General features: G+C 66.7%; 18 protein-coding genes. 8 read left to right on the top strand and 10 right to left on the bottom strand.

Annotated features, from left to right (window positions below):
• Positions 1-113 precede the first annotated feature (113 nt).
• Positions 114-1112 carry a malate dehydrogenase gene (locus AB0M74_RS04575; RefSeq protein WP_364901574.1) on the top strand — a complete coding sequence of 333 codons (999 nt, stop codon included), beginning with the start codon at positions 114-116 and terminating at the stop codon, positions 1110-1112.
• 19 nt (positions 1113-1131) lie between these two features.
• Here the strand turns inward: AB0M74_RS04575 and AB0M74_RS04570 are convergent, their stop codons facing one another.
• The 3 genes from AB0M74_RS04570 to AB0M74_RS04560 form a co-directional block, all read right to left on the bottom strand.
• Positions 1132-2214, bottom strand: a complete 1083-nt coding sequence (locus AB0M74_RS04570) for a 2-oxoacid:ferredoxin oxidoreductase subunit beta (RefSeq protein WP_364901572.1) — start codon at positions 2212-2214, stop codon at positions 1132-1134.
• Positions 2211-4148 carry a 2-oxoacid:acceptor oxidoreductase subunit alpha gene (locus tag AB0M74_RS04565; protein WP_364901570.1) on the bottom strand — a complete coding sequence of 646 codons (1938 nt, stop codon included), beginning with the start codon at positions 4146-4148 and terminating at the stop codon, positions 2211-2213. Before AB0M74_RS04565 ends, AB0M74_RS04570 begins: the two co-directional genes overlap by 4 nt.
• Before the next feature lie 140 nt (positions 4149-4288).
• A complete protein-coding gene (locus AB0M74_RS04560; protein ID WP_364901568.1) occupies positions 4289-5305 on the bottom strand; it encodes an Rv2578c family radical SAM protein in 1017 nt (338 codons plus the stop codon).
• 315 nt (positions 5306-5620) lie between these two features.
• Between AB0M74_RS04560 and AB0M74_RS04555 the strand changes: the two genes are divergently transcribed.
• Positions 5621-6178 carry an AAA family ATPase gene (locus AB0M74_RS04555; RefSeq protein WP_364901566.1) on the top strand — a complete coding sequence of 186 codons (558 nt, stop codon included), beginning with the start codon at positions 5621-5623 and terminating at the stop codon, positions 6176-6178.
• Between the two features lie 35 nt (positions 6179-6213).
• Here the strand turns inward: AB0M74_RS04555 and AB0M74_RS04550 are convergent, their stop codons facing one another.
• Positions 6214-7218 carry an NAD-dependent epimerase/dehydratase family protein gene (locus AB0M74_RS04550; protein ID WP_364901564.1) on the bottom strand — a complete coding sequence of 335 codons (1005 nt, stop codon included), beginning with the start codon at positions 7216-7218 and terminating at the stop codon, positions 6214-6216.
• A gap of 219 nt (positions 7219-7437) precedes the next feature.
• On the opposite strand from AB0M74_RS04550, the gene AB0M74_RS04545 reads away from it, so the two are divergent.
• Both AB0M74_RS04545 and AB0M74_RS04540 read left to right on the top strand, forming a co-directional pair.
• Positions 7438-7767 (top strand): type VII secretion target, encoded by a 330-nt coding sequence (locus AB0M74_RS04545; protein ID WP_364901562.1) that lies wholly within the window; start codon positions 7438-7440, stop codon positions 7765-7767.
• A complete protein-coding gene (locus AB0M74_RS04540; RefSeq protein WP_364901560.1) occupies positions 7764-9413 on the top strand; it encodes a hypothetical protein in 1650 nt (549 codons plus the stop codon). Before AB0M74_RS04545 ends, AB0M74_RS04540 begins: the two co-directional genes overlap by 4 nt.
• Before the next feature lie 167 nt (positions 9414-9580).
• On the opposite strand, the gene AB0M74_RS04535 is transcribed toward AB0M74_RS04540, so the two are convergent.
• Together AB0M74_RS04535 and AB0M74_RS04530 are read right to left on the bottom strand one after the other, a co-directional pair.
• The gene (locus AB0M74_RS04535; protein ID WP_364901558.1) at positions 9581-10105 is read right to left on the bottom strand and encodes a hypothetical protein; all 525 of its coding nucleotides are present in this window, start codon (positions 10103-10105) and stop codon (positions 9581-9583) included.
• A gap of 131 nt (positions 10106-10236) precedes the next feature.
• Complete coding sequence (locus AB0M74_RS04530; protein ID WP_364901556.1) at positions 10237-11160, bottom strand: neutral zinc metallopeptidase; 924 nt, start codon at positions 11158-11160, stop codon at positions 10237-10239.
• A gap of 1090 nt (positions 11161-12250) precedes the next feature.
• On the opposite strand from AB0M74_RS04530, the gene aspS reads away from it, so the two are divergent.
• Together aspS and AB0M74_RS04520 are read left to right on the top strand one after the other, a co-directional pair.
• Positions 12251-14062: an aspartate--tRNA ligase gene (gene aspS, locus AB0M74_RS04525; RefSeq protein WP_364901554.1), complete on the top strand. Its 1812-nt coding sequence runs from the start codon at positions 12251-12253 to the stop codon at positions 14060-14062.
• Between the two features lie 248 nt (positions 14063-14310).
• Positions 14311-15276: a DUF389 domain-containing protein gene (locus AB0M74_RS04520; RefSeq protein WP_364901552.1), complete on the top strand. Its 966-nt coding sequence runs from the start codon at positions 14311-14313 to the stop codon at positions 15274-15276.
• 19 nt (positions 15277-15295) lie between these two features.
• Here AB0M74_RS04520 and AB0M74_RS04515 read toward each other — a convergent pair whose 3' ends face one another.
• Complete coding sequence (locus AB0M74_RS04515) at positions 15296-16375, bottom strand: hypothetical protein (protein WP_364901549.1); 1080 nt, start codon at positions 16373-16375, stop codon at positions 15296-15298.
• Between the two features lie 192 nt (positions 16376-16567).
• Between AB0M74_RS04515 and AB0M74_RS04510 the strand changes: the two genes are divergently transcribed.
• Complete coding sequence (locus AB0M74_RS04510) at positions 16568-17737, top strand: kinase (protein WP_364901547.1); 1170 nt, start codon at positions 16568-16570, stop codon at positions 17735-17737.
• 89 nt (positions 17738-17826) lie between these two features.
• On the opposite strand, the gene AB0M74_RS04505 is transcribed toward AB0M74_RS04510, so the two are convergent.
• The 3 genes from AB0M74_RS04505 to AB0M74_RS04495 form a co-directional block, all read right to left on the bottom strand.
• The gene (locus tag AB0M74_RS04505) at positions 17827-19095 is read right to left on the bottom strand and encodes a DUF6596 domain-containing protein (protein WP_364901545.1); all 1269 of its coding nucleotides are present in this window, start codon (positions 19093-19095) and stop codon (positions 17827-17829) included.
• 29 nt (positions 19096-19124) lie between these two features.
• Positions 19125-19472, bottom strand: a complete 348-nt coding sequence (locus tag AB0M74_RS04500; protein WP_364901543.1) for a YciI family protein — start codon at positions 19470-19472, stop codon at positions 19125-19127.
• A 155-nt stretch (positions 19473-19627) separates the two neighbouring features.
• Positions 19628-21286, bottom strand: coding sequence for an alkaline phosphatase D family protein (locus AB0M74_RS04495; protein ID WP_364901541.1), 1659 nt, complete (start codon positions 21284-21286; stop codon positions 19628-19630).
• Positions 21287-21474: 188 nt separating this feature from the next.
• Here AB0M74_RS04495 and AB0M74_RS04490 point away from each other — a divergent pair, with 188 nt between their 5' ends.
• Positions 21475-22785, top strand: coding sequence for a replication-associated recombination protein A (locus AB0M74_RS04490; protein ID WP_364901950.1), 1311 nt, complete (start codon positions 21475-21477; stop codon positions 22783-22785).
• The last annotated feature ends 296 nt before the right edge of the window (positions 22786-23081 follow it).

Raw genomic sequence — 23081 nt, 5'->3', positions numbered from 1 at the left:
GGCGCCCAGAGCTTCGGTAGGGCAACTGTCTGGTAGCTCACCACCTGGGCTCGGGGGCGGTGAGACTCGATAGGGTGGGGACTCGAGTGTCCGTCTACCGCAAGGAGTTCGTCGTGAGCACCGCGCCCGTCACTGTCGCTGTTACCGGAGCTGCGGGGCAGATCGCCTATGGTCTGCTGTTCCGGATCGCGTCCGGGGCGATGGTCGGGGCGGATACGCCGGTACGGTTGCGGTTGCTGGAGATTCCCGCCGCGGTTGCTTCGCTGGAAGGCGTGGCGATGGAATTGGAGGACGGCGCATTTCCGCTGCTGGAATCGATCGATATCAGCGATGATCCGTGGGTGGGTTTCGAGGGCGCGAATGTGGCGTTGCTGGTCGGCGCGCGGCCGCGGACGGCGGGGATGGAGCGCTCGGATCTGCTGAACGCCAACGGGCCGATCTTCACCGATCAAGGTGCGGCGATCAATGCCAGCGCCGCCGACGATGTGAAGGTGCTCGTGGTCGGCAATCCCGCCAACACCAACGCATTCATCGCGATGAGCAATGCCCCCGACGTGCCCGCCGAGCGTTTCACGGCGATGACTCGGCTCGACCACAATCGGGCGATCGCGCAGTTGGCCAAGAAGACCGGCGCGCCAGGATCCGACATCGCCCGCGTCGCGATCTGGGGCAATCATTCGGCCACCCAGTACCCGGACATCACCCACGCCACCGTCGGCGGTCGGCGCGCCCTCGACCTCATCGACGATGCGGCCTGGTTGCGCGAGGAATTCATCCCGACCGTGCAGCAGCGCGGCACAGCGATCATCCAGGCCCGCGGTGCCTCGTCGGCAGCTAGTGCGGCCAGTGCCGCCATCGACCACATCCACGACTGGATGCTGGGCACCCCGGACGGTGAATGGACGTCCATGGCCGTCCCGTCGGACGGCTCCTACGGCGTGCCCGAGGGCATCATCAGTTCGTTCCCGGTCACCTGTGCCGACGGCGAGTACACCATCGTGCCGCGCCTGGATCTCGACGAATTCTCCCGTGCCCGTATCGACGCCAGCGTCGCCGAGCTCGAGCAGGAACGCGACGCGGTCGTCGACCTCGGATTCGCCAAGCGCGCCTGACGCCTGCCCAGCTGGTCCGCTACTCGCCGATTGTCCAGGTCTCGGAGCCGTTGAGCAGCGATTGCAGCGAATCCTGATCTACCGGTTTGCGTTCGCGGGCTATCGCGGCCTGGGCTCGGACGCCGTCGTCGTAGGTGGGACGGGTGACGGCGCGGAAGATCCCGGTGACCACGTGGCCGAGGTCCTGGTCGGAGAGGCGGGAGAGGGCGTAGGCGTATTCGGGGTTGTCGGTGTAGGCATCGTGCACGACGATGTCCGACTCCGCGACGGCGTCGGTGCGAGCTACTTCGAGCGCGAAACCGTTGCGTACCACGGCGAATTCGCCGTCGGTGCCGAAGCGGATCGGCTCGCCGTGCCGTAGCGGGATCAGCCGGGATTCGGCGTCGCCGCGGCGCAGCACATCGAAGGAACCGTCGTTGAAGATGGGGCAGTCCTGCAGGATTTCCACGAACGAGGTACCGCGATGCTGGGCCGCGGCGCGTAATACCTCGGTGAGGCCGGGGCGGTCGGAATCCAATGCGCGCGCGGCGAATCCGGCCTCGGCACCGAGCGCGACCGACAGTGTGTTGAACGGATGGTCCACCGACCCCATGGGGGTGGACTTGGTGATCTTGCCCGGTTCCGAGGTCGGGGAGTACTGGCCCTTGGTGAGGCCGTATATCCGATTGTTGAACAGCAGGATAGTCATGTTCACGTTGCGCCGCAGCGCGTGGATGAGGTGGTTGCCGCCGATGGACAGCGCGTCACCGTCGCCGGTGACCACCCACACCGACAGATCAGGGCGCGTCACCGCGAGACCGGTGGCGATGGCAGGTGCGCGGCCGTGGATGGAGTGGATGCCGTAGGCCTCCAGGTAGTACGGGAAGCGGCTGGAGCAGCCGATCCCGGAAACGAACATCAGGTTCTCTCTGCGTAGCCCGAGTTCGGCCAGGAAACTGCGCACAGTCGCCAGGATCACGTAGTCTCCGCAGCCGGGGCACCAGCGGACCTCTTGATCGGAGGTGAATTCCTTGACCTTCTGCGGACCGCTGGCCGCTGGTACGCCCGACAGCCCGGTCAGGCCCAGGTCTGTTCCGACAAGCGAGGTTTCCATGATGGTCATTCGTTGCCCCCGGTGCTAGTGGCGCGGTAGGTGGCCCCCGCTCGCGCGGCGAAGGCCTTATGGGTCTCCATCTCTTCGATCGAGCCGTCCAACGCGGCATCGATCACTCCGACCAGCTCCTGGGCGGAGAACGCCGTGCCCGCGATCTTGGTCCAGGGCTGTACGTCCACCAGATATTTCGCGCGCAGCAGCATCGCCAGTTGGCCGCCGTTCATCTCCGGCGTGACGACGGTGCGATAGCGCCGCAGCACGTCACCGAGGTTGATGGGCAACGGATTCAGATGCCGCAGGTGTGCCTGTGCGACCGGGACGCCGCGACGGCGGGCCCGGCGACACGCCTCACCGATCGGCCCGAACGAACTGCCCCAGCCGAGCAGCAGCAGTTCGGCGCGCCCATCGGGATCGTCGACCTCGACATCGGGAACGGCGATCGCATCGATCTTGGCCTGGCGCAGGCGCACCATCAGCTCGTGGTTGGCCGGTTCGTAGGAGATGTTGCCGCTGCCGTCGGCCTTTTCGAGTCCGCCGATCCGGTGGGCGCGCCCCTTGGTGCCCGGCACGGCAAGCGGGCGGGCGAGGGTGTCGGGGTCGCGGGCGTAGGGCTGGAAGCTGCCCTCCTCGTCGGCGTCGGGCTCGAATGCCGGATCGATCGGCGCGAGCTCGGACACGTTCGGAATCGACCAGGGCTCGGAGCCGTTGGCGATGGCGCCGTCGGAGAGCAGCAGCACCGGCGTCCGGTAGGTGAGCGCGATCCGCGCGGCTTCCACCGCGGCGGCGAAACAGTCGGCGGGGGAGCGCGGCGCGAGCACCGCGACGGGGGACTCGCCATTGCGGCCGTAGAGCGCCTGCAACAGGTCGGCCTGTTCGGTCTTGGTCGGCAGCCCGGTGGACGGGCCACCGCGTTGCACATCGATGACCACCAGCGGCAGTTCCGTCATTACCGCTAGTCCGATGGTTTCGCTCTTGAGCGCCAATCCGGGGCCCGAGGTGCTGGTGACCCCGAGCGCGCCACCGAGCGCTGCACCGAGCGCGGCACCGATACCGGCGATCTCGTCCTCGGCCTGGAAGGTGGTGACGTCGAAGTTCTTGTGCTTGCTCAGCTCGTGCAGGATGTCCGAGGCGGGCGTGATCGGGTAGGTGCCGAGGAAGACCGGCAGACCGGCCAGCTGTCCTGCGGTCACCAGTCCGTAGGCGAGTGCGGTGTTGCCGGTGATCTGCCGGTAGGTACCCGGCGGCAGCGCCGCGGGGGCGACCTCGTAGGTGGTGGCGAAGGCCTCCGTGGTTTCGCCGTAGTTCCAGCCCGCACGCAGTGCGAGCAGGTTCGCCTCGGCGATATCGGGTGTGGCGGCGAATTTCTCCAGGACGAACCGCTCGGTGCCGTCGATCGGGCGGCCGTACATCCATGAGATCAGCCCGAGCGCGAACATGTTCTTCGCACGCTGGCCGTCCTTTTTGCCGACACCGGTCGGCTCGGTGGCGCCCAGGGTCAGCGAGGTCATCGGAACCCGGTGTAGGACGAAATCCGACAGAGAGTCGTCATCGAGGGGGTCGGTGGCGTAGCCGACCTTGGCGAGGGTGCGCTTGGTGAACTCGTCGGTGTTCACGATGACGGTGGCGCCGCGCGGGAGGTCCTCTACATTGGCCTTCAGTGCCGCCGGGTTCATCGCCACCAGCACATCGGGCTGGTCGCCCGCGGTGAGGATGTCGTAGTCGGCGATCTGGATCTGGAAGGACGAAACACCCGGTAGCGTGCCCTGCGGCGCGCGGATTTCCGCGGGAAAGTTGGGCTGGGTGGCGAGGTCGTTGCCGAAGGCGGCCGCTTCGTGCGTGAAACGGTCACCGGTGAGCTGCATTCCGTCCCCGGAGTCTCCGGCGAACCGAATTACGACCTTTTCCAATTTCGCTGTGCCGACATCATTTTGGTGCGAAACCATATGCCTGCTTCACTTCCTCGTCGGTGAGAGGGTGCCATTGGCCAACCTACTCCGCTGCGCAGGCGATTGAACGTGAAGCGCGCGGTCCGATGAGAATTGTTCGGTGCGCCCATGGTGACCGGGCACTCGAGGAATGGCACTCAGGCGAACAGCGATAGTTGTTCGTCGGTCGGGGGCAGTCGCTGCGGCCGCGCCCTCTGTTGCGGAGGTTGTTCGCGGCTCAGACCGTGCTGGTGCAGCAGCGGCCGGGTGCGTTCGCGCAGCCAGGTCGAGTACTCGGGCGTGACGTAGGCACCGCGGCCGTACAGCTGCCGGTAGCGGCGCAGTAGCGCCGGGTGGGCTTCTGCCAGCCAGCCGAGGAACCAGCCGCGGGTGCTGCCGCGCAGGTGCATCGGGAACGCGATGGCCGAAGCGGCTCCCGCCGCGGCAATCTCGCCGAACAGTTCGTCGAGGTGGGCCTTGCTGTCGGTGAGATACGGAATCACCGGCGCCACCATCACATTCACGTCGAATCCGGCGTCGGCCAGTGCGCGCACCAGGTCCAGGCGTGCCTTCGGTGACGGCGTGCCGGACTCGAGACTGTGGTGCAGATCGATGTCGAGGATCGCGATGGACACCGCCATACTCACCCGAACCTGGCGCGCCGCCAGTGTCAGCAGCGGCAGATCGCGGCGCAGCAGGGTGCCCTTGGTCAGGATGGAGAACGGCGTGCCGGAATCGGTGAGTGCGCGAATGATTCCCGGCATCAATCGATATCGGCCCTCGGCGCGTTGATAAGGGTCGGTATTGGTGCCGAGCGCGACCGGTTCCTGCTGCCAGGACCGTCTACCGAGTTCCTTGCGCAGCACCGCGGCGATATTGGTCTTCACCACGATCTGCGAATCGAAATCGCGGCCCGCGTCCAGTTCCAGGTACTCGTGCGTGCCGCGCGCGAAGCAATAACGGCAGGCGTGCGAGCAGCCGCGCATCGGATTGATCGTCCAATGAAACGGCAGGTTCGCGCCCTCGGGCATCTTGTTCAATGCGCTTTTGCACAGCACCTCGTGAAAGGTGATGCCTTCGAATTCCGGCGTTTGCACGGTGCGCACGAAGCCGGCCCGGTGCAGACCGGGCAAGGCACCGTCGTCGGCGTCCAGGGTTTGGCTTTGCCACCGCACCCCTTCAGTCGAACATATGTTCCCCCGGGTGCGCAACTGTTCTTCGCGGCATGATCAGGTCGTTTTCCTTGTGGACGCTCGACGCGGTGCTGCGAACTCGGCATCCAGGACAGTCCATGACTCCGGGCCACCGCCCGGCGTCAGTACCTGCTGGACCCGCAACATCGCCTCCTCGTGCCCCGAACAAGCCGACGGTGCGGGCGGCGACATTGTTGGGGGCAAACGCCGTGCGGGCGGACCCGAGAGAACGCCGACCGCGTGTGGGCTGCGGCGGCTGCTATCCGGGCATATTCGCTGATTCGCGAAGATGGCCAGGTGGACAAACTCCTGGTGCTGATCAACGGATTGCCGGGCTCCGGCAAGTCGACTCTAGGCCGGTCATTAGCCGTGGCATTGGATGCTCAGTTCTTGTCCAAAGACGCCATCAAGGAGGCCCTGGCGACGGCCATCGGCAACGTCGTGGGCGCTTCCGCCTTGGGCGGCATCGCGATGGACACAGTGTGGGCGTTGGCGCAGGCCACTCCGACAACGGTTGTTGTCGACTCTTGGTGGTTCAGGCCACGGGATCTGCAATTCGCCCGTGCTGGGATCGAAAGGGTCGGGCCCGACCGCGTTGTCGAAGTGTGGTGCGATGTCCCTTCCGGGGTGGCGAGGTCCCGCTACGCGAGCCGACGCCGTGCAGTGCTGCACCAGGACGAGCAACGCCTGGCCAACGACTGGGACGCGTGGGCCGAGTGGGCCGCACCGCTCGGGCTGGCACCCGTCGTCGTGGCCGACACGACCCGTCCGGTCGACTGCATCGCCCTCGCGACGCGAATCGAACGTGTGGTGATGGCTCCGATCGCTGCATCGTCGACACCGGTGAGACCCTAGGGAAGATGTGTTCTGATGCCTGTCATGCGACGGGGTCAGGCGATCTGTCGGGTGTCGGGTGGCGTCAGCTGGGTCGGATCGGCGAAGAAAGTCACCAGATCTCGTACTGTGTCCTCGATGGGGCGCGGTTGATAGTCGATTTCCCGCGTCGCCTTGTCGTGGTCGACGACGGGCGCCGAGAGCAGTGCGCCTAGTGCCGCACGCGACATGATGTCGGTGCCCAGCATCTTGCCGATCGGCTCCAGCACTGGAATGAGCCCGCCGACGAGGCGGGGCGAGATGGTGAACTTCGGGCCCTTTTTGCCGCTGTGGCTCGCGGCGAGGCGACACAGGTCGAGCATTGAGATCATCGAACCGCCGAGCAGGTAGTTCTCGCCGGTCCGCCCGCGCTCCGAGGCCAGGATCAGGCCTTGTGCCACGTCGCGCACATCGACGAGGTCGAAGCTGCCGCCGATCATCGCGGGCACCCGGCCGCGCGCGGCGTCCTTCAGGGTGCGGTTGATGCGCGAAAGTGGGGCGCTGTGGTCGACCGGGCCGAACACTCCGGTGGGATTGCAGATCACCGCGTCGAGGCCCTTGGCGATCACCGTGCGCAATTCGACCTCGCCCGCCCATTTGGAGCGGTCGTAGACCGGCAGGCTGTCCGCGGTGGAGCGCGGTGAGCCCTCGTCGATGCGGCCGCCGCAGCTGTACTGGTTGAAGGCGTGGATGGAGCTGGCATGCACCATCCGGCGTACGCCGAGGTCGAGCGCGGCCTCGGCGACCACGCGGACACCCTCGGTGTTCACCTTCCATGCCAGATCGTTCTTCTCGGCAAGGGTGATCACTGCGACCAGGTGGTACACGATCTCCGCGCCCGCGAGCGCGGTGTGCATGGACTCCGGATCCAGCACATTGCCCGACATCCAGGTGACGTTGGGATCCGCGGGGCCCTCGGGAACCACGCGGTCGATGGCGACGACTTCGTGCCCGCGCCCGACGAGCAGGCTGAGCAGGTTCGTGCCAAGGTAGCCGGCTGCGCCGGTCACTGCGACCTTCATGGCTCAGAGAATATAGAACTTGTTCTAGTTTGCAACACGTTCCAGTTTCTTTCTCGTCGCGATCGGTTCGTTTCCTGGGGCCTGTTGGGCTCGAAACTTGCCGGTAGGGTCCGCTATATTGGGCCCAGCCGCAGCGGCATTGCCGCTCGGGCAGGGAGTTGACGTAGGACCGAGCCAAGTGCACGAAACTGATGTTCACGATGATTGGGGGGCAGCTCGATGAGTGATTTCTCGATGGATACCGAAGGGGTTGCGGCATTCGCCGCGACGAACGCCGGGATCGCCGGTGAGATCGCGGGGGCGGGAAATTTCGACGCGGTCGGCAATGTCTTCGCGATGACGCCGGTCTTCGGATTGATCGGCGCCGACTATCTGGTGGCCTTCGCCGCCGCGCAGGTATTGCAGGCCAGGGATATCAATGATCTCTCGGCGAAGTACGCCAAGTTGTCGGAGGCCACCTTCAGCACGGTCGCCAGCATCAACGGCACCGACCTCGGCAACGCGGGCTCGATGACGTCGCTCGGCAACCAGATCGGGGGTGCGGTATGAAGCCGCTGGACACGGCGAATTCGGGTGTCATCGCACCCACCGACCAGACCGCGAGCGCGGTCGACCACACCGCGGCCGCAGCACAGCAGTCGGCGATCAACGCGGTGCAGAGCGCGCCGTCACAGGGGCTGATCGACGTCCCGCTGGGCCAGCTGCCCGCCGACATGCCGCCGATCGAGCCGCCCGAGTTCTATCTCGCGCGCAAGATCAGCGAAGACTCGCAGACTCTTGGCGCCACTCCGGCCGGGATGCCGGGCCTGTCCGGCAATCCGGCCTCCGACCCGAGCGATATCCTCGCCGGCCTTCCGTCGGACGTGTCGAACATGCTCGACAGCGCGAACGCGGCGATCGGTCACGCAGCGGCTCCCGTCCTCGGCGCGGCGCAGGGTGTACTCGGTCAGGCCCACGGAGCACTCGGGGGTGGCGCTGGTGCGGCGGCGTCCGCGACTCCGGCTGCCGCAGTGCCGGATATGTCCGCACTGCCTGCTTTGCCCGCCGATCCGGTCGCGGCGTTGATGAGCGGATTGACCTTGCCCGCATTGCCCGGCGTCGACGTGCTGTTCAAACCGATCCTCGATCTGCTCGGCAGTTTCGGCACCGGCATCCTCGGCGCCATCGACCCGACCAAGATTCTGGCCGAGTCCTCCAAAGTCATCGAATCGGCGATGCAGGTAGGCAAGGGCAGCATGGCAACCGTCGACCAGCTGTGGCAAGGACAGGCCGCGCGCAATGCGCAGGTCGCAGGCCAGAAGGCGAACACCGAAGGCCAGGACACCAGCCAGCGCGGCTTCGACATCTCCGACCTGACCACCAAGGCCGCCGCGGTGGTACAGCAGGGCAACGTGCAGCTGACCGGGATCGCGACCTCGTTCGCCGCCCAGGCCGCCGCGCTAGCACCACTGATCCTGACCCCGCCCGCCCAGGCTTCGCTGATCGCCACCGCGACCGAGCATCTCGGGCAAGCGGTGGGCGTTGCCAACGCGACCCGCGGCGACCTGGCGGGCAAGACGGCGGAGCTGAGCGGCCTGGTGAATCAGCTGATCGCACCGGGCGGGTTGCCGCAGCCGCAGGAAGTGGCACAGGCCGTGATGCAGAACATCGGTGAGCCGATCGTGGCTCAGGCCCAGGAAGTCGCGCAGGACACCGGAACCAAGGCGGCCAGCGCGCTCGACACGGGCGGTTCGGGCCTCGGCGCCTCGACGAATCCGGCGTCGGCGAATCCGAGTTCGCCGGGCGGAACGGGCTCGCCGAGCGGCGCGATCGGTTCGCCGAGCCGGTCCGGCATTCCGAGCCGTTCCGGCTCGCCGAGCTCACCCGCGACGCCGCGGGCAGGTGGTTTGCCCGGTGCCACGGTGCCACCGGCCCTGCGGCCGGTCGCGGGTATGCCGGGTTCGTCGCTCGGTTCCGGCGCGAGCACCACCCCAGCCGGAGCGGGCAACTCCAGCTTCATGGGCGGTGGCGCTCCCGGCGCGGCCGGGCAGCGCGGCAACGACAATGACGAACACGCGCGCAACGTGGACCCGTACCAGAGCCGCACCGGCAACGATGACCTCACGGGGCCGCTCGGTGAGTCCACCCCGGACGTCATCGGTGCGACGCATTCGGACGAGATGGTCAGCTCCGACTATGAACAGGATCAGTTCTGAGCTGGCGCAGGCACGGCGTCACGCGATAGTGCCTACCTCCCGGCTGCGGGAGATAGGCGGCGGTTTTCGACGCGCTGGGTGGTGGGCTGAGCGACGCCGTTTGCCATCGGAACGCTACCGGCTTCCGCCACGAGAATTGGGGAGGCCGGTAGCGTCGTGTGCCGCGATCAACCCTGCACGAAGGAATCCAGCAGTGTGCGGTAGAGGTCGGCGAATTGCCGCCGGGCGGCCTGCTGCTCGGTGGTCAGGCCCTGGGTCAGCTCCGGCGCGTACATGATCACATGTATGTCCTGGTCCGGCTGCGGCGGCATGACATCGATGATCTGGGTGCCCTGATCGGTGGCGCTCGGCATGCCGAGATCCAGCGTCGCCAAGGCCCTGATCTCGGTAAGCGCCGCGTTCAGCACATCCGGCGAGACAGTCCCGTTCAGTCGTTGCGGCGGCGTAGTGGGGACCCGGTCGGCGGCCGTGGCGTCCGGCGTCTTGATTGCGCGGCCGCCGGGGTACACCTCCAGCGTCGGGCGCAGGTCGCTGCGGCCCTGCCAGCCGCTGGGCATGGTCGTCAGCGTCAGCAGGGCGACGGCGGGAACCGCGGGCGTTGGTCCGTCCGATGCAGGCTCGGCCGAGGCGGCACCCCGGCTGCCCGCAAGTGCCACTACGAGAATCAGCAGTGCCGATGTCATCTTTCGCATGAAATCCCCATCTTCGTTGTGCCCTTGGCAATTCGACATCGATCATTACATCGTGCCGAATTGCTTTGGCTCGACGTGGCTGTCTCGTCGAGCATCCGTCGCCGGGCAAAGTTGTTGTCGAAGTGGTTCGTTCAGCGCAGGGCGGGTGGATTGTTCAGGTCCGGTGCGGAATACGTGTCGCAAGTCTTGACCTCGCCGGTGCGGTAGCCGGTGAGGAACCACTTCTGGCGCTGATCGGAGGAACCGTGGGTCCAGGCCTCCGGGTTCACCCTGCCCTGTGCGGCGCGCTGGATCCGGTCGTCGCCGACCGCGGACGCGGCCGAGAGCGCGTCGCGGATATCGTTCTCCGACAGCGTCTTCAGGAACGGTTGACCGCCGCCCGGTGGGGGGAGCTTGTCGGCGAAGTGCGCCCAGATGCCCGCGTAGCAGTCGGCTTGCAGCTCGGTGCGGACCGCGCCGGACTCCGGTCCGCGCGGATCGCGCTGGGCGCGCCCGATATCGCCGAGCTGGTTCTGGATGTGGTGGCCGAACTCGTGCGCCACCACATATTCCTGAGCGAGCGGGCCGCTGCTGGCGCCGAAGCGGTCGACGAGTTCCCGGAAGAAGCTGACATCGAAGTAGGCGGTCATATCGGCCGGGCAGTAGAACGGGCCGACCGCGCTGGTCGCATTGCCGCACCCGGTCGAGACCGCGCCGGAGAACGGCCGCACCTTCGGGTCCACATAGCGCCGGCCGGTCTGCTTCGGCAGTTCGGTTTGCCACACCGCGTCCAGGCTTTCCACGGTGAGCGCGACCCGGCAGTCGACGTACTTGTTTGCACTCGCAGCGTCGGTACAGTGCTCCGGAATGCGCCCGGTGCCGGGTTGTACCTGGGCGTTCTCGGCGCCGGTGAAATTGCCGAGCACCGAGCCGGGATCGCCGCCCAACAGCAGCGTCAGCACCAACAGGACGAGGCCACCCGCGCCGCCGCCCAGCGCGATCTTGCCGCCCATGCCCGGGCCGCCGCCCCATGACACCCGATCCGGGTCGATCTGCCTGCCCTCGTTGAAGGTCATCGTCGTCGCTCTCTGTGTTATGGGCCCGCGGGCGCGGCGTTGTCTAGAGCTTGACACGCGCCGGGCGGTATCGGTTCCCCTCGACTGACGTGTCTCGTCACGATCTCGTGATTCACGCGGTTGATCCGACCACGTTACGGCGCGCTGGATCCAGTCGTCGCCGACGGCGGGTGCGGCGGAGAGTCGGTCGCGGATGCCCTTGTCGGACAGCGCCTTCAGGAACGGTGGGCGTGCCGCTATCTGTGCCGTGAGCCACCGCGAACTCTTGTGAGCGGTCGGTCCAATTGCTACAGTTCTTTCACTGAAGGATGAGTTATCGGCCGGGGGTTCAATTATGGGCTCTGCGAGCATGTGGGGTATTGAGTCCAGATGACTTTCAATGACGGCGTTGAAACAGAACGTGCCGGATCGGCGTTTCTGGTTGGTCCTGCACTCCCACGCCGATCGACGGCGATAAATGGGGGAGACGTGGTGTCGACACGATATGGGTGGATGCTTCGGTAGGCCGTGCTGCGGTATTCCGAAGCCAATTGCGTATGCGGCTGCGTCGACATCGACGCCAACCCGATAGTATCTCAACGTTTGCGCTGGTAGGGATCTTGGTGATATTCCTTTTCGCCGTTCGGTCTGGAAATTGTGACATTCTATCGGCGCGCCAAGAGTAATCAATCTGACCAAGCCGGTTCGATCCGCAGACGTCGTGGTCGAGTGGCGGCATAATATTAGTTCTTTACGATTTTTCAGATCTGGTACAGATGTCCGCGACTGATGTCGCAATTTCGATGTGTCATCCGCTCCTGTCGTTGCTTTGTCCTCTCGCTACAGTCGGTTGTGACGCACGCGGATTGCGCAACTCCGGGATCTTTGTTTCCTCGCTCGAAGCGGGCGAGTGGATATCGGTTTCCGCCCGGCGAATATTCTCACTATGATGGGTTGGCGGCGAACAGTTCGACTCCGTGGCGGGTCTCCCGCTCACACACCGGCGGGTAGCAGCGGCGATATCGGTTTCCGGCTCGGCAACCCGGCTGGCTACGATGGCTACGCACCTGGCCATTGCCTGCCGGTGCCGAAAGTCGTCGAAAGGAACCCAGTGCTGCGCACCCACTTGGCTGGTTCGCTGCGAAGCGAGCACGCCGGTCAGACCGTCACCCTCACCGGTTGGGTGGCCCGGCGGCGTGACCATGGTGGCGTGATCTTCATTGATCTGCGCGATGCGTCGGGTGTGGCGCAGGCGGTGTTCCGGGAGGGCGAGCCCGCCGCGCAGGCACACCGGCTACGCGCCGAGTACTGCGTACGGGTCACCGGCGTGGTCGAGCCACGCCCAGAGGGCAACGAGAACCCGGAGCTGCCGACCGGCACCATCGAGGTGAACGTTACCGAGCTCGAGGTGCTCAACGAGAGTGCCCCGCTGCCCTTCCAGCTCGACGAACAGCCGGGTGACGAGGCCCGCCTCAAGTACCGCTACCTCGACCTGCGTCGTGAGACGCCGGGCAAGGCCATTCGTCTGCGGTCGAAGGTCAACGCCGCCGCTCGTGCGGTGCTGGCCTCTCACGAGTTCGTCGAGGTAGAGACCCCGACGCTGACCCGCTCGACGCCGGAGGGCGCCCGCGACTTCGTGGTGCCCGCGCGGCTGCAGCCCGGCAGCTTCTATGCGCTGCCGCAGAGCCCGCAGCTGTTCAAGCAGCTGCTGATGGTTGGTGGGATCGAGCGCTACTACCAAATCGCGCGCTGCTACCGCGACGAGGACTTCCGCGCTGATCGTCAGCCCGAGTTCACCCAGCTCGACCTCGAGATGAGCTTCGTGCGCCAGGAAGATGTGATCCTGGTTGCCGAGGAGATCCTGGAGGCGCTGTGGAAGCTGGTCGGCTACGAGATCCCCTTCCCGATTCCGCACATGACCTACGCGGAGGCGATGCGTCGCTTCGGCAGTGACAAGCCGGATCTGCGATTCGGCGTCGAGATCACCGAGTGCGCGGAGTACTTCAAGGACACACCTTTCCGGGTTTTCCAGGCCGAGTACGTCGGCGCGGTCGTGATGCCGGGCGGTGCGAGCCAGCCGCGGCGTCAGCTCGATGCCTGGCAGGAATGGGCCAAGCAGCGCGGCGCGAAGGGGCTGGCGTATGTGCTGGTGCAGGAGGACGGCACGCTCGGCGGTCCGGTGGCCAAGAACCTCAGCGAGTCCGAGCGCGATGGCCTCGCCAAGCATGTCGGCGCAGAGCCCGGTGACTGTGTGTTCTTCGCGGCCGGTCCGGCCAAGGCGCAGCGCGCGCTGCTCGGTGCGGCCCGCGGGGAGATCGCCCGCAAGGTCGGCCTGATCGACGAGAACGCGTGGGCCTTCGTCTGGATCGTGGACGCGCCGATGTTCGAGCCGACGGCCGATGCGACCGCGAGCGGCGATGTGGCGCTGGGTTATTCGGCCTGGACCGCGGTGCATCACGCATTCACCTCGCCGAAGCCGGAGTCCATCGACACCTTCGACACCGATCCCGGTTCCGCGCTCGCCTACGCCTACGACATCGTCTGCAACGGCAACGAAATCGGCGGCGGCAGTATCCGTATTCATCGCAGGGATGTCCAAGAGCGCGTCTTCAAGGTGATGGGCATCAGCCATGAGGAGGCGCAGGAGAAGTTCGGATTCCTGTTGGACGCCTTTGCTTTCGGCGCGCCTCCGCACGGTGGCATCGCCTTCGGCTGGGACCGCATCACCGCGCTGCTCGCCGGGCTCGACTCGATCCGCGAGGTGATCGCCTTCCCGAAGACCGGCGGCGGCGTCGACCCGCTGACCGACGCGCCCGCGCCGATCACCCCGCAACAGCGCAAGGAAGCCGGGCTCGACTTCAAACCGGAGAAGAAGGCCCCTGAGGCGAAAGGCGACGCCGCCGGCGAGCGCACCGCAGACTAGTTTGCCGCAAGACATCCATCTGGCGCCCGTGACGAACTCAGCGGGTACTTCTCGCGTTGTGAAGGCAGAACTGCCGGATCTACCGGGAAGTGCCCGCAGTGGTCGGTCGATCGAAAACGTCACTGGAACGACTTGGCGGATGTCGGGGTTGCAGACAATGTCGGGGAATGGCGGGCTCGACGGTACAGGCGGTACCTTCTGGTCAGGTTTCGAGTCCTTCGATCGACCCTGACCACAAGGGGGACCCAGTGCTGCACTTGCGCATGATCAGCCCACCCGATGTGACCGACAAGGTGATGTCGGTGCTGGCCGCGGATCCGGGTGTCACGCATGTGACGCTGGCGCGGGGTGTCGCCGTCGAGCCTGCCGGGGATCTGGTGCAGGCTGATGTCGCGCGTGAGGCGGCCAACGACGTGCTGGCCGACCTCACCTCGCTCGGCATCACCCATTCCGGCGGCATCACCCTCGGACCGGTGGAGACCGTGCTCTCCGATGCCGGGGAACGCGCGATCACGGAGGCGCCGGGCGATCCCACCGATGCGGTGGTGTGGGAGGAGCTGCTCAATCAGGTGCACGAAGAGTCGTCGCTCAACTCCACCTTCGTCGCCTTTCTCACCATCGCCTGCCTGCTCGCCGCTGTTGGTGTGGCGACGGACTCGCCGGTGACTATCGTCGGTGCGATGGTCGTCGGCCCGGAGTTCGGGCCGTTGGCGGCGTTCGCAGTGGGGTTGGTGCGCCGTGACTTTCGGCTCGCGCGCCGGTCGGCGTTCGCGCTGGCGATCGGGTTCCCGGTGGCAATGCTGTTCACCCTGGCGGCGACGCTGGCCTGGGAGCAGTTCGGTTGGATCGACCTCGCAGGTATCGAGGACATCAAGAACGTCGACTTCATCTACGAGGTCGGTCCGTTTTCGCTCGTCGTCGCGCTGCTCGCCGGTGGGGCGGGGATGCTGTCGTTGGTCACTGCGAAATCGGCCGCCCTGATCGGGGTGTTCATTTCGGTGACGACGGTGCCGGCGGCCGGGTTCGCCGTGGTCGCAGCCACCATGGGGGAATGGCATATCGCGTTCATGTCGGCCGGTCAACTGGCGGTGAATCTGGCGGGCATTGTGGTGGCCGGGGTGATCGTGCTGGAGATGCGCCCTCGTGCAGGCAGCGAGGGCGGACCCATCGCGCGCTTCAAACAGTGGATCGGAATGCGGTCGCTGGTCGGCTAGCGACCGCGCGGTCCGGTGGTTAGAGCGGTGCGACCAGGCCGCCGGTCAAGGTGCGGTAGGCGAAGGTCACCGCGATCGTTGCCACCGGCGCGGCAATGAACAAGCCGAGACCGCACAGAATAGCGCCGACGATGGTCAGCACCAGGACAGCAAGCGCCAGCAACAGTACCGGCCCGGCATTGGTGACGACGAGGGTGGCGCTGGCCTTGATTGCGGCAAACGGGCCCAGGTCCTGATCCACCACATAGTGCAACGCGAACATGCACAGGAACCCCGCGATGAGTCCCGGCAGGACACACAGCGCGAAACCGATCCCCGTCAGCACGAACGCCAGCAGTGCGGTCAGCAGCACATTGCCCGCGTTCACGAACTGGAAGTACGACCCGAAAACCGGTTTGTAACCGTCGGTTTCGTACAGCGCGCCGCGGACCAGCGCGGCCTGGAGCAGCCAGATCCCTACCATCACCGCCAGGAAGATCAGCAGCACGGGCAGCATCGATGTCGGGTTCGTGATCCGGACGACGAGGACGAAGGCGAGATAGATGAGTACGCCGACCGCGGTGGTGCCCAGCCACGGCAGCGGATTCGCCCGGAACCTCTCCCAGCCATAGCTCAACGCGTTGCCCACGTCGAGACTGCGCGGGATGTTGTCGGCGGCTTGATAGCCGTAGGTCGGTAGCGGGCCCTCGGGCGGCGGCGGCATGATGCTGGGCTGTGGCGGTGTTGCGCCGGGGTAGGGCTGCATCCCTGGCGGCGGCATCATGCCGGGCTGCGGACCCGCCGGACCGGTTCCCGGCGGACCGTAGGTCGGCTGCTGCGGCGCAGGCCGTTGCTGCGGGGGCAGTGCCTGCGGCATCGGAGCCACTGCGGGCGGTGGCTCCACCGGTTCGCTGCCGTAGTGGGCCGCGCCCGGGCCCTCGAACTGTGGGTACCCCGCGGGACCCGCCATCTCGTGGCGGCCGTGCTCGGCGCCGGTGCCCGGCGACTGCGGATCGGAGCTTTCGTGCTGACCCGGCTGCGCGGCGAACTTCTCGCCACCGCTGTGCTCGGGAGATTCGCCAGCTGGATCGTTCGGTGCGGGAGACGGTGTGTCGGCCATTGTCGTAGACCTTTCGACGCAGCTGGTTTGCGGTGTGGCGCACGGCAGTTGACGATGAGAAAACCGGACTCGCGCAATGGTGTCAAGCAAGGAGCGCCCGGTCCGCAACCTCGACCGAGACACGCCGAACGACGCGGAAAGGTTGTGTAACTGCTCGCTAGAAGTGACCCGGTGCGAGTAGCTTGAATGGCGATGACCGCACTATTGGCCGAACGCGCCGCCGAAGTCGTGTCCGCAGCGCAACAGTTGCTTACAAAGCGAATGGGTGCTCCGGTGAAGCTGAGTGATCCGATCGAGCTCAGCGGCAGTGGCAGGACAACAGTCCTACGCGTACGTGTTTCAGAGAACGCCTTTTCCTTGCCGCGGACCCTGATTATCAAGCAGGTCCGTGGCTCCGCAGAGGATCGCCGCACCGGAGGGCTAGCGCCCGGTGTGGCCAGTATCGACTCCGCATTCCTACGCGAAGCGGTGTCCTACCAGTTCACGACTGCCCTCAGTCGCGAGCAACGACCCGGCGCCTACCTGATCGCACACAGCCTTCCCGACCGGCTGCTCATCCTCAGCGACCTCGGCGACAACGCCAGCATCACCGCGGTACTGCAGTCTGGCTCGGAGCCCGCGACCCGCAACGGGTTGATGGCCTTTGCCCAGGCGCTCGGCAGAATGCACGCGGCAACCGTTGGGCGCGAAGCGGATTTTGTCGCGCTGCTGCGCCGCGTCGATGTGGTGCACCGCGTCGACGGCATCGCGCAGCAGGCCGAGGCTGCCATCTCCGAGGTGCCGGGCATGCTGCAGCGCGAACTCGGCATCGAGGTGCCCGGTGAGATCGCCGAGCGGATCGTGCGCGGTAACCGCCTGTTCTCCGCAGGGCGTTTTCGCGCCTTCAGTCCCTCGGATCTGTGCCCGGACAATGTCATCCTGAACGAGGAGGGCGCGCGGTTCCTCGACTACGAATGGGGCGGTTTCCGCGATGCCACCCTCGACATCGCCTACGCGCTGGTGTCGTTCCCCGGATGCCTGTGCGACTTCGAACTGTCCCGCGAACGCGCACAGCAGATGGTCGAGGCGTGGCGCTCGGAGGTCGTCGGCGTCTGGCAGTCACTGGCCGACGACGACGTGCTCGCCGAGCGCATCCTGGAGGCCCGCCTGATCTGGGTGTGGCTGTCGACCTACTGGTTCCTGCCCGCGGACCACGCCCGCATCGCCGCGGCTCGCGAGCACGGGCTCTCGGTGCCGCGCTCGGAGGCCTTGATCAACCGCTGGGCGGCGTTGGCCGAGGACGCCCGCTGCACGGGCGACGATGCTGTCGGCGACTTCGCAGAGGATGTCTCGGCCATGCTCGAAGAGCGCTGGTCGGAGTAGTCGACCGGGCGCAATAGGGTCTGGACCGAACAGGATTCGTCCGGTGTATGCCGGATTCGACTGCCGGGCCTTCGAGGACGGTGGGGTGGTCACGGGTCGAGTTCGGCCGCACGTTTTTCCAGATGGGCGCGTTCGACGGTGTTCTCGGTCAGCAGCAGCGCCCGTTCATAGGCCGTCGCGGCATCCGCGGTGCGGCCGAGCCGGGCGAGGAACGCCGCGCGGGCGGCCTCCAGATATCCGTAGGTGGCCAGGGCGGGCTCGGCGGCAAGGTCGTTCAGCAGGGCGAGCGCGCGGCTCGGATTGCCGGAAAGACCCACCGCCACCGCATAATTCAGGTGGACCACCGGGGACGGCCAGGTACGAAGCAGCAAGACATATAGACCGGTGATTTCCCGCCAGTCCGTCTGTTCCCAGCTCGGCGCTTCATCGTGCACCGCTGCGATCGCTGCCTGCAGTGTGTACCGGTCGGTGTGGGGGAGAGCGTGTTTCACCAATGCGACACCCTCGGCGATGGCCGTACGGTCCCACCGGGCACGGTCCTGATGTTCGAGGGTGCACAGTTCGCCGTCCGCGGTCACGCGTGCTGCCCTGCGGGCGTCGGTGAGCAGGATCAGTGCCAGCAGACCGGTCATCGACGGATCGTCGGGCACCAGCGCATGCATCATCCGCGCCAATTGCAGTGCGCGCTCGACGAGATCGGAACGGACGAGCGCATCGCCGGAGGGCGCGGTATGGCCGGTGGTGAACAACAGATGGATGACAGCGCAGATGGCGTCGAGGCGTTGCGGCAGTTCCCGCACCGACGGCACCCGATAGGGGATGCCTGCCAGCGCAATCTTCTTCTTGGCGCGCGTGATTCGCGCCGCCATTGTCGAGTCGCTCAGCAGGAAGGCGCGTGCCACCTCGGCGGTGGTGATGCCGCAGACCAGGCGCAGGGTGAGTGCCACCTGAGCTTCGCGGGCCAGCGCCGGGTGGCAGCAGGTGCTGATCAGCCGGAGTCGGTCGTCGGGAATGTCGGTGGCGGCGTCGACGGCGGCGAGCGCGAGATCGGCGGTGTCGCCTTCGACGTGATCGGTCACCAGCAGCGGCAGGCTGCGCTGCATGGTCGAATTGCGGCGCAGCAGATCAAGGCCACGGCGCCGGGCGACGGTGGTGAGCCAGGCGCCGGGTTTCGCGGGTACGCCCTCGGCCGCCCAATCCGTGAGCGCCTTGGCGTAGGCGTCCTGCACGCATTCCTCGGCTAGATCGAAATCGCGGACCAGCCGCACTGTCGCGGCGAGCACGAAGGCCCATTCGCGACGGTGCGCCTGCTCGACGGCCGCGGCTGCCCGCTCGGCCGCGGGGGTGTGGATCGACATCGTCCGTCTGTTTTCTGCCCTGTTTCGGTCTATTCGAACACCATGATCGGGCGTACCTCGACACCGCCGAATCGCGCGGGCACCTGCTTGGCCAGCGCGATCGCGGCATCCAGATCCGGAGCCTCGAGCAGGTAGTAGCCGCCGAGCGCCTCCTTGGCCTCGCCGAACGGCGCATCGGTCACAGTGAAATCGCCATTGCCGTTCTTGCGTATCGAGGTGGCGGTGGGGGTCGGTTGCAGGGCGTTTCCGCCTTGTAGCGCATCGCCCGCGATCTCCTGGAACGTCACGTGGTCCTGGTAGACCGCGCCCATGACTTCCTGCGAAGCAGTCGCGTAGGCATTCTCGTCTTCATAGATCAGCACCAGATACTGGCTCATGACAACGCTCCTTCGGTAGCGGAACCCGCCGTTCGGGTCCGTACTCATCCCGACGAGCGAGTTCGACGGAAATCGACAACCGTCGGAGAAGAATTCTGCCCCGATTCGCGGTTCGAGTATCCCGACTTGCCGGGTGAATCTCGGCGCGACGGTCCTCAGGGCAACGGTGCCGGACGCGGTTCGATCCGGCCGCCGGAGCGGACAGCGAAGGAGGCGCCGTAGCGGACGCCGGAATTCGGGTCCGCGACATCGGTCAGGTAGAACCAGTCCATCTGGGTCTGGTCGGGGTTGACCTCGAGCACGCCGTAGCCGTGCGAATCCAGTTCGACGTAGCGCAGGTGGTGGTTGACGCCCTTGATCGACTCCTCTAGCGGCACCGCGACCGTGCGTGGTGGCGCCTTCATGATTTCGCCGAGGCTGGAGGAGGTGACCGAGGGAACGACGAATTCCGCGCCGACGGTCGGTCCGCCCGGGTAGTTCGCGGCGTCGACGGGTAGATCCGCGGCCCAGGAGGAGTGGATGTCGCCGGTCAGAAAGACCACGTCGCCGACCTGCTGGTCGGCGATCGCGCGGAACAGCCGCTGCCGGTCGGCGGTGTAGCCGTCCCACTGGTCGCCGTTGGCTGGAATGCCCGCCTGCGGCACACCCATCATGGATGTGACGGCCGCGGTGGTGGCCGGCTCCAAGGGCGGGAACACCAGCGGTGCGATCATCACTGAGTTGCCGACCAGTTTCCAGCGCACCGGTGCGGACGCCAAACCTGCGGTGAGCCACTCCATTTGGGTCTTGCCGGTGATCGTGCGCGTCGGGTTGTCGGCCTCACGCCAGCCCGCGCCGGGCTTCGACTCTTGATCGCGATAGCTGCGCAGGTCGAGCATCGACAATTCGGCGAGAGTGCCGAAACGTAGCCGCCGGTAGATCTGCACGTCGGCGCCGGAGCCACTGGTACGGACCGGCATCCACTCCAGGTAGGCGCGGGCCGACGCCGCGCGCCGGTCCTGCCAGTCGCCATGGAGGGCGGGGTTGTGATGGCCGGAGCCGCCCGACCAGGAGTTGTCGGCGGACTCGTGATCGTCCCACGTGCAGATGAAGGGCACGAGCGCATGCAGGGCCATCAGGTCCGGATCGGTTTTGTACTGCGCATGTCGGATCCGATAGTCGGCCAGCGTGACGATTTCGTTCGCGGGGTCGTGCGGGCGGACCGCCCCGTTGCGGCCGCCGTACGCGCCGTGCCCGTACTCGTAGATGTAATCGCCGAGGTGCACGATCGCATCGAGATCGGTGCGGGCCGCCAGGTGCCGATAGGCGCCGAAGTATCCGGCCTCCCAGTTCGCGCAGGAGACCACGCCGAACCGCAGGCGGTCGGGGGTGGCCGAGTCGGCGGGCGCGGTGTAGGTGCGCCCGACCCGTGAGGTCACCCCGAACGCGATGAAGCGGTAGTAATAGCGGGTGCCGGGCGCGAGCCCGCTCACGTCGACCTTGACTGTGTGATCGGAATCTGTTGTGGCCGTAGTTGTTCCGGCCGCGACGAGCGAGGTGAACCGCTCGTCCGCGGCAACTTCCCAGCGCACTGCCGCCGCTTCGCCGACGCCGGACCCCGGTGTCGCGGCATCGGATACGGTGATGCGTGTCCACAGGATCACACCGTCGGGCAGCGGATCGCCGGAGGCGACGCCGTGCCGGAACACCGGTTCGGCAGCACCGCGCGCCGGCGCGGCGACCACCAGCGTGGCGGCGGCCGCTGCCGCGGCGCCACCCTTCAGCAGGGTGCGCCGGGCGAGGGATCCGAGGGAGCCAGGGTCTGAAACGACCATGTTTTCAGCCACGGGTAGTGATCACATCCGATGTCCGGTCGACACGCAAATCGGACCGGCCCGACGTCACTGCGAACCACGGCGACAACGTGGGCGCCGCGGCGTTGTCGGTGCGTCTCGGTAACCTGCTCAGCGTGAGCGAAGGCCTGTTCGACGTGCCCGGCGATGCCGCGCCTGCGGAGCACACGATCGATAGTGTGGTGCGCCGCGATGCGGGCGCGCCGCTTGCCGTGCGGATGCGGCCCGCCGCACTGGACGAAGTGGTCGGCCAGCAGCACCTGCTCGGCCCGGGGTCACCGCTGCGGCGGTTGATCGAGGGGTCGGGCGCGGCGTCGGTGCTGTTGTACGGGCCGCCCGGCACCGGGAAGACCACCCTCGCCTCGCTGATTTCGCAGTCCACCGGGCGGCGCTTCGAGGCACTGTCGGCCTTGTCGGCGGGTGTGAAAGAGGTGCGTGCGGTGATCGATGTGGCGCGGCGCAGGCTCACCGCCGGCGAGCAGACCGTGCTGTTCATCGACGAGGTGCACCGCTTCTCCAAGGCTCAGCAGGACGCACTACTGGCCGCGGTGGAGAACCGGATCGTGTTGCTGGTCGGCGCAACGACGGAGAATCCATCCTTCTCGGTGGTGTCGCCGCTGCTGTCGCGCTCGTTGGTGCTGCAGCTACAGTCGCTCACCGAGGCCGATATCCGTCTGGTTCTGGAACGCGCGATCAGCGCCGAACGCGGCCTCGACGGCGAGTACGAGGTGACCGACGCCGCGCTCGATCACCTCGTGCGCATCGCGGGTGGCGACGCCCGCCGTGCCTTGACCGCGCTGGAGGCATCGGCCGAGTCCTCTCTCGATGGCGCGGTGGACGTGGATCTCGTCGAAGCCAGCGTCGATAAGGCCGCCGTGCGCTACGACCGTGCCGGCGACCAGCACTACGACGTGATCAGCGCTTTTATCAAGTCCATCCGCGGTTCCGATGTGGACGCCGCTCTGCACTACCTGGCGCGGATGCTCAGCGCGGGGGAGGACCCGCGCTTCATCGCCCGTCGCTTGATGATCCACGCCAGCGAAGACATCGGCATGGCCGACCCCACCGCACTGCAGACCGCGGCGGCCGCTGCCCAGGTCGTCCAGCTGGTCGGTCTGCCCGAAGGGCGACTCGCCCTGGCGCAGGCGACGATCCACCTCGCCACCGCCCCGAAATCCGGCGCCGTCATCGCCGCGATCGGCGCGGCCATGGCCGATGTCGCGGCGGGCAAGGCGGGCGCGGTACCACCGCACCTGCGTGACGGGCACTACGCGGGCGCCGCGATGCTCGGCAATGCCCAGGGCTACAAGTATCCGCATGGCAATCCGGATGGTGTTCTTGCGCAACAGTATCCGCCGGACGAATTGGTGGGCGTCGACTACTACCACCCGACCGATCACGGTGCCGAGCGCGACATCCAGGCTCGGGTGGGCCGGCTCCGGCGGATCGTGCGGGGCATGCGCGCAGGCAAACGAGGCTAGGTACACGGCGGGCCTCGGCCTCGCCGTCGTGCCACGCCCCCGCGCGCTCCTGTCCGATCTACCTCTCTCGGACCGACCGCTCACTTCGCGGTGGCGACGACAACACTCGACCGTTGTGTGGAGCTCGGCTGTGGCGAACTCGTCTGCCAGGTATACCTGGAGTGCTACGCCGCGCGCTGGGAGCCGGTCAACGACCCATCCGGGGGCTGGTGGTCGCAGGGCATTCCGATAGCGCGACCTGCCGGTGCGAACGCCGGACAGGTGGCCGCGCTGCTGTCGCGGCGGGCGGTGTCGCT

Source organism: Nocardia sp. NPDC051463, assembly GCF_040681975.1.
GTDB lineage: Bacteria > Actinomycetota > Actinomycetes > Mycobacteriales > Mycobacteriaceae > Nocardia.
The sequence above is the reverse complement of the archived record's forward strand: the minus strand, read 5'-3'. Positions and strand labels throughout refer to the sequence as shown.